The organism is Erwinia sp. GW821-FHT03D09, assembly GCF_059420805.1.
Genome location: NZ_JBWKUK010000013.1, coordinates 12,348 through 25,749, shown reverse-complemented (window position 1 = coordinate 25,749; position 13,402 = coordinate 12,348). Strand labels below are relative to the sequence as shown.

The following is a 13,402-nucleotide window of genomic DNA, read 5'->3' as shown; positions in this document are numbered from 1 at the left end:
CTCTATAGCACCTGAATTGCACCGCAGGAATAATCCAGGGCGATACGCAAATTGACCATTGTGGTATTACCCGGAATCGAAAAAATACCGCTAATATCAAACAGTATGGCCAGAACCATGGTCTGCCGATCTTCAAATACCGGTTTCACCTGGATAGTTCGTGGATCCAGTCTCGGTTCGAATGTGATCAGAATCTTATGTATATGCTGAGCCAGCGTTAATGCATCGGTGCTGATTGGAATTTTCTTACTCAGCGATGGCAAACCATAGTTGAGTACCGAATTGGAGCAAAAATCGTATTTTTCTAAATTCAATTCCCCGCTGCGGGCAGCATCGTTGAGTAATCGTTCGATATCACGTAGAAGAATTTCGCGCCACATTGAATCCCTGAAAGGATTTTTTCTATCGCTTAATTTATCGAATAAAATAGGCTGCGAGGACTTCATTGTTTTCACCGAAATAATAGTTGCCCATTGCAGGGCAACTATTGATTATTAAATACAGAAATTAAATGCGAGCATTAAGTTTCAAATCATAGCCAGATTTAATCACTGCGCCCATAGAACCATCATTATTCTGTTCTTTGTATTCGATTTCGATACGTGCAAAGTTCAGTTTAATAAGGTCAGTCGGCAGAGCGGTATCTACCTCCTGGAAGTTAATTTGGTCGATCGGCATATTACCAACCGTTTTATATGATGATACCAGGCAGTTGCTGAAGGTCACAGTCAGGAAGTCTTTCTGGCCCTGGCCTGATTTACGACAAACCAGTTTCGCCTGCGGAATGTGTTCACCCATGGCACACATCAGGAAAAGTTTCGGTGATGCTTTGTTGTTAAGCATACGAAACTCAAAGTCTTTCATCTCAACTTTACCTGTACCACCGCCGCTACCGTTTCCCCAGCGACCGGCGTTCTCTTCCGCCCATTGCCATGCATCAAGCTGAATCCATCCGGGATAATTTTGGTCCGGTGATTCACCCTCAACGCCTTCAATCTTCAAAAAGTAGTCTACTAAAGATGACATTTTTATCTCCTTTATTGATGTATTCCGATATATATCGGCACTCGCAGATAAAAACGAATTTTCCAGCCACGGAAATAACACTCCTGGAGTTTTTTATATAAACTCTGGCAGTCATGATTCGTTTTTACCTGTCCCCACCCTGTTTGGCGGATGGAAGTTTTGATACTAAGCGTAAAGAAACGGTCATACCTTCTAGCTGATAGTGAGGTCGTAAATAAAAGTGCGCCCGGTAATAACCTGGATCGTCCGGCACATCCTCAACGTTAACTTCAGCGGCGGCTAATGGTCGCCGGGCTTTAGTCGCCTCGGTGGAAACAGTCGGGTCGCCGTCAACGTAATTCATCAGCCAGTCATTTAGCCAAACCTGCATATCGTTGCGTGAACGGAATGACCCCACTTTGTCGCGCACAATACATTTCAGGTAGTGGGCGAAACGACAGGTGGCGAAAATATAGGGTAAACGCGATGACAGTTTTGCGTTAGCCGTTGCGTCATCGTCCTCGTATTTTCCCGGTGCATGAAGCGTACAGGACCCAATGAAAGCCGCGAAGTCTGAGTGCTTTCGGTAAACCAGTGGCAGGAATCCCGCGTCCGACAGTTCCTGCTCGCGTCGGTCAGAAATCGCTATCTCGGTCGGGCACGTCAGTTCATAACCTCCCTCTTCTGAAGGGAAGGTATAAGCCGGCAGTTCTTCAACGGATCCGCCAGACTCGATACCGCGGATTCTGGAGCACCAGCCATACTCATGAAATGCACGGTTGATATTGACCGCCATGGCATAGGCCGAGTTCGACCAGGAAAAATCCTCATCGTTTTCCGGGCGTACCGTCTCTTCATAGGAAAATGATTCAACGGGATTTGTCTTCGAGCCATACGGCAGGCGCGACAGGAAGCGCGGCATGGTCAGAACCAGATAGCGCGAATCGTTACTTTCACGCAGGCGGCGCCATGCTGCATATTCCGGGGTAGTAAAAATTTTCCCGATATCGCGCGGGTTGCTCAGCTCCCGCCATTTGTTCATCTGCATCAGCGAAGGTGCTGCAGCAGCGATAAAAGGGCAGTGCGCCGCTGCCGAAACTTTCGCTATTTCAGTGAGCAGCGAAACACTCAGCGGGCTGTGGTCGAACTGGTAGTCTCCAATCAGACAGCCAAAAGGTTCACCACCAAACTGGCCATATTCATGCTCATAGATTTGTTTGAAAATCGGACTTTGATCCCAGGCTGTACCGCGATAGCGCCGTAGGGTGCGCATGAGCTCGTCCTGAGTGATATTCAGTACACGAATTTTCAACGTTTCTGTAGTGATGGTGTTATCTACAAGATAACTTAGCCCGTTCCATGCTGACTCCAGCTTTTGGAAAGAGGGATGATGAATAATCAGATTCATCTGCTCGGACATTTTTTCATCAATATTCGCAATAAGAGATTCGATTGTGAAAATAACGTCCTTATTCACTTTCACTTTATGGCGATTAGTAAAATCTGCCAGTGTACCGATCGCCGTGCGGACCGCCGCCGACGCTTCCATCGTCCTCGGCCGAAAGCTGCTTTTTAATAACGCATCCAGTTCATCTTTCTCACCTGTGGGTTCATCAAAAAGCAGTGGTTCTTCGTTATATTGCGGGTCGGTCTGAGTTTCTATTTCACTCATTGTCCTTCTCCCCCATGATGTGGTTGATCTTCCGATTCAATATTTCTGATGCTTTCTTCCCCTTCTCTGACCAGCCTCTGAAGGAAATCAGGCTGCTCAAGCAATTTTCTCACCACCTCTTCTGCACTGGACTTACCATCCATATAGGTAATGAGCTGGGCCAGATGCTCACGCGCTTCCAGCAGGGCCGCCATTTGTGGAATACGTCTCGCCAGCTCGCCGGGTAGAAAGTCATCCATCGATTCAAATTCCAGATCGATATCCAGCAGGTCATCCCCTTCGCTGAGGGTATTTTCCACAAAAAATTGCAGATGTGGTCTGATTGCCCTCATACGATCGTTAAAGTTATCCTGATCGAATGTCAGGAACTTGCGTTCATCAACCGGAGGCAGATCGCTCTGACGATCTCCTGAAAGATCTGACATTACTCCGGTAACGAAAGGCAATTCGACTTTTTTTTGCGAACCATAAAGCTCTACGTCATATTCAATTTGTACACGGGGTGCATTATATTTTCCGATAAATTTCTGAGAACTTTCCTTTGCCATCCTGATCTCCTTTTTCAGATTTTATTTTCCAGTAAACTGCTGTAACGTTGTCAGGGCATCAGGAAGCATATCTTCAACGATAGCCGCAAAATCCATCCCTATCATTTTTTGCGATCGCCTGATTAAAATAGGGGCAGGATGGCTTGGCTCATATTTTTCAAAATAGTCGAGAACCATATCTAACGTCAGAGCCAAATCCTGACGATTTTTTATAACCTTACCGATTGCAACTTCCTCTGATTTTTCAAAATTCTCTATGGATTTATTTTCTTCACCTTCATTTTTTTCATTTAGCGATGAAATATAATTAGAAACATCTTTAATCCAATATAAAAGTTGGCTGCAATCCAGCTGATATCCGCTGCTATTAGAATTTGCTCTTTGGACAATACTTTTCAACAAGTTCATGGTTTGAAAAAGCTGTTCAGCCAGTGTGGGTAACTGAACTGTTTGATACCAGTCGTTAGCCTGAGAAATAGCTGAAACTATTTGCGAAAAATGCAACGCGTGTTGCTCATCGCCGCGATCGACTAATGAGAGAAGTTCTAGTTTTACCGGTACTTCTGGGCTAAGCATACTACTTTTATACTGTGACAGACACTGTACCGTGGACAGCCAGCTCAGAACGGCAGCCAGTGCGTCATCGTAGGCGTAGCCGGGCCCCAGCGCTTTTTTTTCCGCATCCGATAAAGAAATATCAGAAAGAAAACGGTCTATTTTCACCAGGCTTTCATATAAAGCAGAGCAGCCATTGGTATGCATACTCGCCCTGAGAAGCCATATCTCTACTCTCAAATTGAATTTTTTATTTAGTAACTCTATACAGTTTGCCTTTATTTCCCCCCAGTTAATCGATTCGACTGTTGTTATACCTTCCAGCGGATCGTTACCTGAATCTATTTTTTCTAAAGAATATTCAACATCGATATACAAAGGGTCGAGTTCAATTTCTTCCATGAAATCGCCCGCCGGGTACAATAAATCATCCATGATTAACCCTCTAAAAAATAAGCTAAAAAATACTACCAATTACCTTATTTAAATATTAATTCCACAATAAGGACGTGGCTTACATTGCGACAATAAATATGTAATATCCAATTGTTTAAAAAGATTAATAATTGCCATTGTGATAGATATTGACTATCAAATTTTGCTTTTTGATCGGTTTCTTTGATAAGTTGTTTTAACAGTTACTTATTTTTATTTTTTAAAATAACCATTGGTTAATATATATTTTAAAAAAAATAATATTTATTAATAAGAAAGTTCCCACTTAGAATGTGTAAAATCTATGCGTGTTAGTTTAAATATTGAATTAATTAAAAGTTTTAAAGTTTAAAGTTTAAAAAAAGCACCAATAAAAGGAAAACAAACATCATTTGTGTTATGGGTTTGATTAACAAAGCTAAATTTGCAAAGAGGTCTTACCAGTTTATTTGTTAATCCCCAGCAAATATCTGGTTTTCTCAATGAGAAAACCAGATTAGTCAAATTTAGGATAAGCTCCTGGTGTTGTTCTGGAGGATTTTCTGAGGATGTTCCTGGAGATAAGATGGTAGTCTTAATTATTTCTGTAGTCCTGGCTGTAAGGATAAGGTTTTTAATTGCACGCTTTAATTATTCTAAATATATAAGATATTCTAATGTATCTGTGGTTGTAGTAACAACATAGCTGGACTGAATTCTATAGTAAAACCCGATGTGAAAAATTATTTTTATATACCGATTGAAACAGTGCCGACGGAATGCAACAACAGGAATGAAGAGGGATAACTCATCAAAAGCGTAATAAACCTATCGTATAAAAACTATTAATATCAGCATCTTATGTAGATGGAGAAAAGGGAGATAGAAGGGGGAACATTAAGCCAAAGGGAGCTTATCCTCGCAAAGGACTGCATCAATCATGCTGATGTGGGAAATAAAATACGTTGTTTTTTTAGGTCCTCGATACATGTTTGTGGACTGTCATTTCTCATTCGCAAGTTACCCTGGTCAGAGAAATAAACCTGCTCAACCTTGATTTGGTGGCACAAGCGGCGCGTTCCCTGAACTTTCACCTTTCTTGTCTGGCAGATTATGACTTCTGTCTTGCGTAAAATATAAGACAGCTGAAATGATGCCCGGCGCTCGGTGATAGCAAAGACAGTAGAAACTTGTTTATGCCCAATCCAGGTTTTCTGCATCAGCCCCCACAATGCAATCAGGACATACAAAGGTTGATCGGCGTGCTCACTCAATTCGGCGGGAATGCGACCACCGTCATGATTACTCTGTTTTACAACTTTTGCTGTCCCATTAAGCTGAGAAGTAACGTTTTTGACTTTACTCATAATCATGCTGTCCCTGTATGATAAGAAATGTCTTATGCTGATGAGAATTAATGTTTTTTCTCATGTGCAAACGGTAAAAATGGGCAAAGAGTCTTTGCCCAACCCGCAGTGATACAGAAAAAATAACTATGTGTGGCTAGGAAATATTTCCCCATTGCGATTAGCAATGGGGAGAGGTTTTACCAGGAGTAATTCACACCTACGTTTGCCTGCCATGGGCGCTCAAGATTATCCCCGGTGGTATAGTTAAAACTGGCATAACCACCAACGTTCTTCATCAGTTGAACTTCTGCACCGCCGCCAATTTGGAATGCAGCGCCATCGATGCTGTTATTCATAATAACGTTATTCAGCTTCATTTCATTGCTATCAGCAAATTCATTAAGAGCTGCCAAATGCAGATAAGGTTTGATATAACCTTGATTCAGATCGAATGTATAACCAACATCAGTACCGATTTCACCTACCACTGATTTGAAATCATCGCCATTGACAACCATGCCGTTATTCATGGTGTAGTGCGCGCCGTCAATGGCACGGCCGGTTGCTTTGACGTACGGTTCAGCAAAGTAACCGCTTTCTTCCCAGGTGTAACCCAGTTTCATACCCAAGCCGTAGCCATTGGTAGAGAAATCAGAGCGTGAACGCTGCCCATCCAGAGTTCGTGCGTCGCCACTGTTGCTGAAATGGTTATACTGCGCAGACGTATCAACAAAGACGCCATTTTCGAAGCGGCGAGACAGATAGAACTGTGCGCCGTAGCTATCCAGGTCGCCACTGCTGTTCATCACATTAAGGTCAGAACGCGCTGACGAGAACGCCAAACCGGCTAACCAGCTACCGCCGTTTTTCGCATCGAACAGGTTATCAACGCCCAGCATAACGCCGTTAGTATCTAACTTAAATCCCGCGCCGGCTGATGTCGTATTGTGATTTTTTCCACCGAAGTAAGAGATCCATACACCACCGTCATCCCTGGCGTGGCGTGAAGCATTCATATGTAGGTTGAGTGCATCAGACTCCATGCTGGCAATATTCACCTGCGCCGCAGCCATGCTGAGTGCCGTTGCAGCGCTGTTTGACAGATGGCCGTTGTTTTTAAAATAGACGTTACGTTCGTCATGCACTTTGTCATTCAGGATATCCTGAACGTCATACTGGTAAACACCCAGCTCGGTACGGCCCGTGAAATGCGCGTCACTACCTTTATCCAGATAATTAACGAAGCTGTGAGGATTTACGCCATTAACGCGGTCACGATCGGCAACGTAGCCGCCTTTGACGTACGGTTCTACGCCAGAGTTAGCGATTTCAAGGCGATATTCGCCTTTCGCTGTCCCCTTGACCTGCACTGAACCATAAGTGTAATCACCCCCCAGGTTGAGCAGTGGTTCAGCCACGGCTTTACCGACGGTAATTACCGATGTCTGATAATGGCCTGCGCTGTCCTTGTCCTGGTTCAAATTACCATGAACAACAACGCGTGCAGAGCCCAGGTCTTCATAGCGGCCGCGATCGCCCAGGGTTGGGGTATCGTCTGCCAGATTGATTAAGTTCAAAGTGGAGGCAGACAGATTCATATCGTGTACGTCGCTGATCGCCAGGCCACCGTCAGCTGTCGCAGCAGCGTTCCACACCGCACCGTTTTTAACGTTGATGTCCGGGTTCCATGAAGAAACCAGGCTACCGTCAGGGCGAGTTACGTTGGTGATGCCCCCGACTTTACCGTTCAGCGTGCTGTGATTCAGGTTGACGTTGATCGGTGTCCAGGCGTTGTTGGTATTCGCCAAAATGGTATTGCTAACGCTGCTGACGGCATTGTTATAGATAGAGGTCGCGGACAGTGAGGCATCGATCGCACCCTGGCCCAGAATCACCGGTGCATTAGCATCGGTTACATCGGTCAGTTGCACAACGTAGCCAGTAGTACCACGAGCGGTGATATCGCCATTCAGTACCGTATTATTGGTCAGATTTAGCGTCGTGCCGTTATGTTCACGATCCATTACCTGCGGATTAGTAATGCTGGCACCGCTTGCCACGTAATCACCGGTCTTTGTATCGCGTACCACGGTGACGTTGATGGTTGGGACATAACCGTCATGAGTCAGATTGACGTTGCCATTTAACGTTGAGTGGTTCACATCCACACGGTTAGCGTGACCGGACATGTTCAGAGCGGAACCGGCATTGTTTACCCCGGCGGTCAACGTCGAGTTATTGGCCACCGACACGAACAAACCGGAACCGGAGATGGTCACTGCGGTTGATTTGCTATCGGCATTACGGCTGTAGTTGCCGTTATTTTTATGGCTACCGTCATAATTATCGTCTTCACGAACGGCAGCAATGTTTTTAGCCGTAATCTGGACATTGTCTAAAATAACGTTTGGTGTTTTCGCCACCTGGTGGGTCAGCGTTTGATTGGCAGCAATATGATTACCTTTGCCATCAACCGCATAATTCACGCTGCTGCTGTTAATACTTAATCCGGTTGCGGAAGGACGCTTGGTATAGACATGCTCTTCACCGGATACATTTCCTGATGGATTAACCGGTACGGAATCCGAATTGAGCGTGTTATCGATAGTGGTGTTTTTAATAACCAGGACATCACGAGTGCGATCCTGCGTGGTATTTTCCTGTAAGTTACCATCAACAGAAACGGCTGCCACGCTCTGATTCAGGCTTTTCACCTGAGAGTAAATAGCCGCATTTTGCAGACCGAAAACACCGCCGGTACGTTCTACAGGTGCAATGTAAACATCCGAGTTCTGATCAAGAATAATTGCTTTGCTAACGGTTAATGGGATTTTATTCCCGGCAGTATCAAGGACAAAGGTACCGTCAGATTTTTTCTGATATTGAATAGCGCCGCTGGCATCACGCTGATATAGCGTAACGGTTTGCAATTTTTGATAGCGGTTATTTGCCGTGCCCATTTTCAGGCCATCAACCATCCCGACCGGCACCGAATAACCTTTAGCGGCAGTTGCTTTAGCCAGACGCTCACCATGAACGGCACGCTGATAATCTTCGAAAATAATGTAGTTAGCATCGCCGGGCAGGCTGGGAATGCTGGCATTAAGGTATTCTTTGTAGCCGGTACTGTTTACCAGAGCATTGAAGCCTTGAGTATCGGTATTAATGGCAACCCAATCACTTCCGGTCACGGTGTTATTTATAACAGGCAGGTCACTGCCGCCAATAAATACGGCTCCACCGCCGGTATATTGGCCCTGAGCATCATGGCTGAGTGCTGCCTTGTCTTTTACTGCGATGGACGATGACACGGTTGCGGCAAATGCTGGGGCGCTAAGGCTGACGATGACCGAGGCCGCCAGAACACTTAGCTTAAAACTGTTTTTTTTCATCACTGCAATTCCTTTTATAATAAACAATTAAACAGTTCGCCTCACTGGCTCCTGTTTTACTTCATTAATCTTTAAGCATAAAATCTCACGCCAGAAATAAATGAAATTATCTCAGCGAAAACTAATTACAGAATTAGCTTAGAAGAAAATAGAATCCTTTAAATCATCCTCCATGAAAATTAACGTAATATTACAAATCTTGTCGATTGCAGCTAATAAGTGTAAAGCAAAAAATAATTATCATCTTGATAAGAATCTCTTATCGATATGGTGAGGGAATATGAATGATAAAATCAACCTAAAAATCACTCATTAATAATTTTGTATGAAAATGATATTAAAGTCTCAATATTATAGTTTAATAAAATTAAATATCGAATTGGTGTTAATTTAACGGTTTATTTGTTGTTATCGAAGGTAAATGCGCTCGGTGTTATGAGGTTACGACAATCTGATGATCGGTAATAAAGCAGTGAAGGCGTCGTTTTTTCAACGGCAAGGGTATTTTTTCGCAGGGAAAGAGGTAGAAAATATCGGAAGTTACTCACTCTCCAACGTCAGAATATGCTCTGAAAATATTGGAAGTTCAGTTCCAGCGTGGTTCCAATTGCGCGTTCACGAAGCGTAATTGGTGTATTTCTGTCATTTGAACTGATACTCAAACTGTGATCGTTATCAAATAAATTCTGCACATATAACGTTGCACGACCATATTTAAAGGTATAGGCCAGCTGCGCATTAGAAACCCAGTACGGCGATATGCGGCCGCGGTTATCATTATCATAAGCTGAGTAATAAGAACCGCTAAACTTCACGTTACCACTCAGTTCAACGCCCGGTATCAGCATATACTTCGCTCCCACATTAGCCGTATAGCCCGGCGCTCGCGGCAGAATGTTGTCTTCATTGGTACTGCCGTTAAACTCTCTGATCTTGGTTTGCAGCAGGCCCACAGACGTATTCATTTCGAAATCGAGCGTTGGCTTCCAGATAGCGCCAAACTCTGCACCGTAGGTCACCACTTTATCGGCATTATCGATGATCGATGAACCTGATGACAGCGTGTAGGGTAGCTGCATATTTTTGTAATCGTTATAGAAAACGTTACTGGTCAGATCGAGGTCGGCCGCATCAATATGGTGGCGGGTATACAGCTCATAGTTCCAGACATATTCCGGATCGTAGGTGTAGGTTACAACCGGCGTGGCGAAGGTGATACCCGCACCGCCAGCATTATAGCCTCGGGCGATTTTCGCACCAAAAGTCTGGCCCTCAATCGGCTTCCACGTCACGTCCAGCTTCGGCAGGAACACGTTGTAGGTTTATCGAAATTCACCGCAGAGGCACCACCGCTGCCAACGCGACGGCGACGCTCACGTTCCAGACGGCTGGAGGCGGTAATATCAACCTGCGCGAGCTGTCGCCGGATACCCGCATTACGCCGGACATACTGCCACCGCAGGGTAAAGTATTCAGCCAGACTCACGCCAATCTGCTACGACGGTTGATCGAGCGCGAGCAGCCGCTGCTGCGCGACCTGATGACGCGGCCGGAGGTGGTTGGTTCCACCTACTGGCAGGTTATCGGCACGGTGGAAGATGCGGTACGTGAAATCCGTGAACGCTTCGAGGCCGGTGCGCTGGACGGTATTATCGCCATTCCGGGCGGTTCGCCGGGCTGCATGGATCTCACCTTTAACCAGCTGATGTCGCGCCTGAGTGAAGAAGGCCTGCTGCGCCGCGAATATTTATCCACAACGCTGGCCGGGCACCTCGGGGTGCGCTGAGTCTTATCGGGCTGTCGCTTCCCGGCGGCCCGTTTTCTGTCGCACAAACGTCACTAATCAGCAATAAAAATGTCATTCCGCCCGGCGAGGATAGGACTCTTATTTATTGCCTGGATCTGCTGTACGATGTCCCTTAAAACGCTGCAAAATCCGCTTTCCCAGCCGCAGCGGCGGGCGCTGGGCGAGGCCGGAATTCTATACCAGCCCCCAGCCTTACGCTCGCCGACACCGGTCGGCAGCACACTGCGATTTGGCTTGATTGCCGATCCCCAATACGCAGACGCCGATCCCGATGTGGAAAATAACCTCTATTACCGCCACGGCCTGCACAAGCTTTCGTCGGCGATTAGCACGCTGAACGATCTGTCGCTCGATTTTGTTGCCACGCTGGGCGACCTGGTCGATCGCTACTGGTCAAGCTACAGCGAGCTGTTGCCGCGCTATGATGCCCTGCACCATCCGCATGTCGCGGTGATCGGCAATCATGATGCGCAGGTGATTTCCGAGCATCTGGCCGCGCATACTCCGCCGCTGGGCCTGCCAAAAAGCTATTATCATTTCCGCCTCAGCGGCTATCGCTTTCTGGTGATCGACGGTAACGATATCAGCCTCTACTGTAATGCGGGCAACGGTGACGACCTGCAGCAGGCACGCGAACAGCTTGATGAACTGATTGCACAACAGCAGCCGCAGGCCCAGCGCTGGAACGGTGCGATCGGCGAGAAGCAGCTGGCGTGGATTGAACAGAATCTGCAACAGGCGCAGGCGCTGGGGGAAACGGTCATCGTGTTTGGCCACTATCCGCTGGCACCGCTGAAAAAACACATTCTGTGGAATGGTGAAGCGGTGGCAGATCTGCTGTACCGCTATCAGGTCCGTGCTTACTTTGCCGGTCATGACCATCGTGGCGGTTACTACCGGCGTGGAAATACCGATTTTATTACTCTGAAAGGGATGCTCGACGGCCCGGATAACGTGCCTTTTGCCGTTGCCGAACTCAACGGGAAGAGGCTTATCGTCACCGGTTTTGGCGGTGAAATCAGCCGTATCCTGCCACTAAGCCACGGCGATCCGCTGCACGAGGTGGATAGCGAGAGCCGTCTGTAAAATCCGGGTCAATTATGTGATAGCCTGTCACGAACTTAACCCGGGATATTATCGTCATGAAAGAATTACCGCCTGCCGTGCAGCCGCTGATGGCCGGTTCCCGTGAAGGATTACAGGCCCGCATCGCGGAAGATCTCGCACTGCTGCTGCGGGTGTTGGAAATTTACGATCGACGTACCGTTGCCGAGCATTTGCAGTCGGTCGGCGGCAGCGGCTGGACGCGTGAGTCGGTGAGCCGCTGGATAAGCGGAAAGTCCGCACCACAGGTATTAACCGCAGCGGAAGTCAGCGCGCTTGAAGCGATGCTGCCGCAGCCACCGTCGCATCATCCCCACTATCCGTTTCGCTTTATCGATCTCTTCGCCGGGATCGGCGGCATTCGCAGCGGCTTTGAAGCGATTGGCGGTCAGTGCGTGTTCACCAGCGAGTGGAACCCGTACGCGGTAAGAACCTACCGGGCTAACTGGTTCAACGATGAGCATGAGCACACGTTTAATACCGATATCCGCAAGGTCACGCTGAGCGACAAACCCGAGGTTGCTGAAGCGGAAGCTTATGCTCATATCGATCATCAGATCCCGCAGCACGACGTGCTGCTGGCGGGTTTTCCCTGCCAGCCTTTCAGCCTGGCGGGCGTCAGCAAAAAGAACTCCCTCGGCCGTGCGCACGGTTTTGAATGCGATACACAGGGCACGTTGTTCTTCGATGTGGCGCGGATTATCGCCGTCAAAAAACCGGCAATCTTCGTGCTGGAGAACGTAAAAAACCTGAAAAGCCACGATAAAGGCAAAACGTTTCGCGTGATCATGCAAACGCTGGATGAGCTGGGCTATGATGTCGCTGACGCTGATGTTAACGGTACGAGCGATCCCAAAATTATCGACGGCAAACATTTTCTACCCCAGCATCGCGAGCGTATTGTGCTGGTGGGATTCCGCCGCGATCTCGGGCTGGCAAAAGACTTTACCCTGCGTGATATTGCGAAATTTTATCCGCCGCAGCGCCCTGCCTTCGCCGACCTGCTGGATAAGCAGGTTGAGAGCAAATATATCCTGACGGTAAAACTGTGGGAGTATCTCTACAACTATGCGAAGAAGCACCAGGCAAAAGGCAACGGTTTTGGCTACGGACTGGTGTCACCTGCCGATCGTCAGGTGGTATCACGCACTCTTTCCGCGCGTTACCACAAAGATGGCTCTGAGATCCTGATCGACCGGGGATGGGATAAAGCGCTGGGCGAGAAATCGTTCCATGATGCGGCCAACCTTGAACACCGGCCGCGCAGGTTAACGCCGCGTGAGTGTGCCCGTCTGATGGGCTTCGAAAAGCCGGGCGAAAAGACGTTTCGTATTCCGGTGTCGGATACCCAGTCCTACCGCCAGTTTGGTAATTCGGTGGTGGTGCCTGCCTTTGCCGCCGTGGCCCGACTGCTGGAGCCGGTGATTTTGCAGGCGGTTCAGAAAACCCGTGCTGCCGAGAATGCGGCAGGCTAATACGGCCTGAAAACGGATCTGTAACGGCGCGGAAAGCGGATATGTCCCCTTTCCGACCACGTTCTTATCTCTCCGCCGTTT

At 47.3% G+C, this 13,402-nt stretch carries 10 protein-coding genes and 1 pseudogene; 3 read left to right on the top strand and 8 right to left on the bottom strand.

The window, feature by feature from the left end:
• Positions 1–2: 2 nt before the first annotated feature.
• From AC07U6_RS14290 to AC07U6_RS14255, 8 genes and pseudogenes are all read right to left on the bottom strand, one after another.
• On the bottom strand, positions 3–446 hold the full coding sequence (locus AC07U6_RS14290) for a type VI secretion system baseplate subunit TssE (RefSeq protein WP_494761089.1): 444 nt from the start codon (positions 444–446) through the stop codon (positions 3–5).
• A 61-nt stretch (positions 447–507) separates the two neighbouring features.
• A complete protein-coding gene (locus tag AC07U6_RS14285; protein ID WP_494761090.1) occupies positions 508–1,026 on the bottom strand; it encodes an Hcp family type VI secretion system effector in 519 nt (172 codons plus the stop codon).
• A 124-nt stretch (positions 1,027–1,150) separates the two neighbouring features.
• Entirely contained in the window at positions 1,151–2,677 is a 1,527-nt protein-coding gene (gene tssC / locus AC07U6_RS14280; protein ID WP_494761091.1) for a type VI secretion system contractile sheath large subunit, read from the bottom strand.
• Positions 2,674–3,225 (bottom strand): type VI secretion system contractile sheath small subunit, encoded by a 552-nt coding sequence (gene tssB, locus AC07U6_RS14275; protein ID WP_494761092.1) that lies wholly within the window; start codon positions 3,223–3,225, stop codon positions 2,674–2,676. The genes tssC and tssB overlap by 4 nt, the downstream gene beginning before the upstream one ends.
• Positions 3,226–3,246: 21 nt before the next feature.
• Positions 3,247–4,215, bottom strand: coding sequence for a type VI secretion system protein TssA (locus tag AC07U6_RS14270; protein ID WP_494761093.1), 969 nt, complete (start codon positions 4,213–4,215; stop codon positions 3,247–3,249).
• 917 nt (positions 4,216–5,132) lie between these two features.
• Positions 5,133–5,561 (bottom strand): CaiF/GrlA family transcriptional regulator, encoded by a 429-nt coding sequence (locus AC07U6_RS14265; protein ID WP_494761094.1) that lies wholly within the window; start codon positions 5,559–5,561, stop codon positions 5,133–5,135.
• A 179-nt stretch (positions 5,562–5,740) separates the two neighbouring features.
• Positions 5,741–8,935, bottom strand: coding sequence for an autotransporter outer membrane beta-barrel domain-containing protein (locus AC07U6_RS14260; protein ID WP_494761095.1), 3,195 nt, complete (start codon positions 8,933–8,935; stop codon positions 5,741–5,743).
• 557 nt (positions 8,936–9,492) lie between these two features.
• Positions 9,493–10,346, bottom strand: a pseudogene (locus AC07U6_RS14255) (TonB-dependent receptor domain-containing protein); the annotation flags it as partial.
• Positions 10,347–10,439: 93 nt separating this feature from the next.
• Between AC07U6_RS14255 and AC07U6_RS14250 the strand changes: the two are divergent.
• The 3 genes from AC07U6_RS14250 (at position 10,440) to AC07U6_RS14240 (ending at position 13,321) form a co-directional block, all read left to right on the top strand.
• Positions 10,440–10,721: a hypothetical protein gene (locus AC07U6_RS14250; RefSeq protein ID WP_494761096.1), complete on the top strand. Its 282-nt coding sequence runs from the start codon at positions 10,440–10,442 to the stop codon at positions 10,719–10,721.
• A gap of 126 nt (positions 10,722–10,847) precedes the next feature.
• Positions 10,848–11,828, top strand: coding sequence for a metallophosphoesterase (locus AC07U6_RS14245; protein ID WP_494761097.1), 981 nt, complete (start codon positions 10,848–10,850; stop codon positions 11,826–11,828).
• An 89-nt stretch (positions 11,829–11,917) separates the two neighbouring features.
• Positions 11,918–13,321 (top strand): DNA cytosine methyltransferase, encoded by a 1,404-nt coding sequence (locus tag AC07U6_RS14240; protein WP_494764403.1) that lies wholly within the window; start codon positions 11,918–11,920, stop codon positions 13,319–13,321.
• Positions 13,322–13,402: the final 81 nt, after the last annotated feature.

Bases quoted from the DNA above. Each gene is read 5' to 3' on its own strand.
- AC07U6_RS14290 (WP_494761089.1), bottom strand. From the start codon at position 446: ATGAAGTCCTCGCAGCCTATTTTATTCGATAAATTAAGCGATAGAAAA.
- AC07U6_RS14285 (WP_494761090.1), bottom strand. From the start codon at position 1,026: ATGTCATCTTTAGTAGACTACTTTTTGAAGATTGAAGGCGTTGAGGGT.
- tssC (WP_494761091.1), bottom strand. From the start codon at position 2,677: ATGAGTGAAATAGAAACTCAGACCGACCCGCAATATAACGAAGAACCA.
- tssB (WP_494761092.1), bottom strand. From the start codon at position 3,225: ATGGCAAAGGAAAGTTCTCAGAAATTTATCGGAAAATATAATGCACCC.
- AC07U6_RS14270 (WP_494761093.1), bottom strand. From the start codon at position 4,215: ATGGATGATTTATTGTACCCGGCGGGCGATTTCATGGAAGAAATTGAA.
- AC07U6_RS14265 (WP_494761094.1), bottom strand. From the start codon at position 5,561: ATGAGTAAAGTCAAAAACGTTACTTCTCAGCTTAATGGGACAGCAAAA.
- AC07U6_RS14260 (WP_494761095.1), bottom strand. From the start codon at position 8,935: ATGAAAAAAAACAGTTTTAAGCTAAGTGTTCTGGCGGCCTCGGTCATC.
- AC07U6_RS14245 (WP_494761097.1), top strand. From the start codon at position 10,848: ATGTCCCTTAAAACGCTGCAAAATCCGCTTTCCCAGCCGCAGCGGCGG.
- AC07U6_RS14240 (WP_494764403.1), top strand. From the start codon at position 11,918: ATGGCCGGTTCCCGTGAAGGATTACAGGCCCGCATCGCGGAAGATCTC.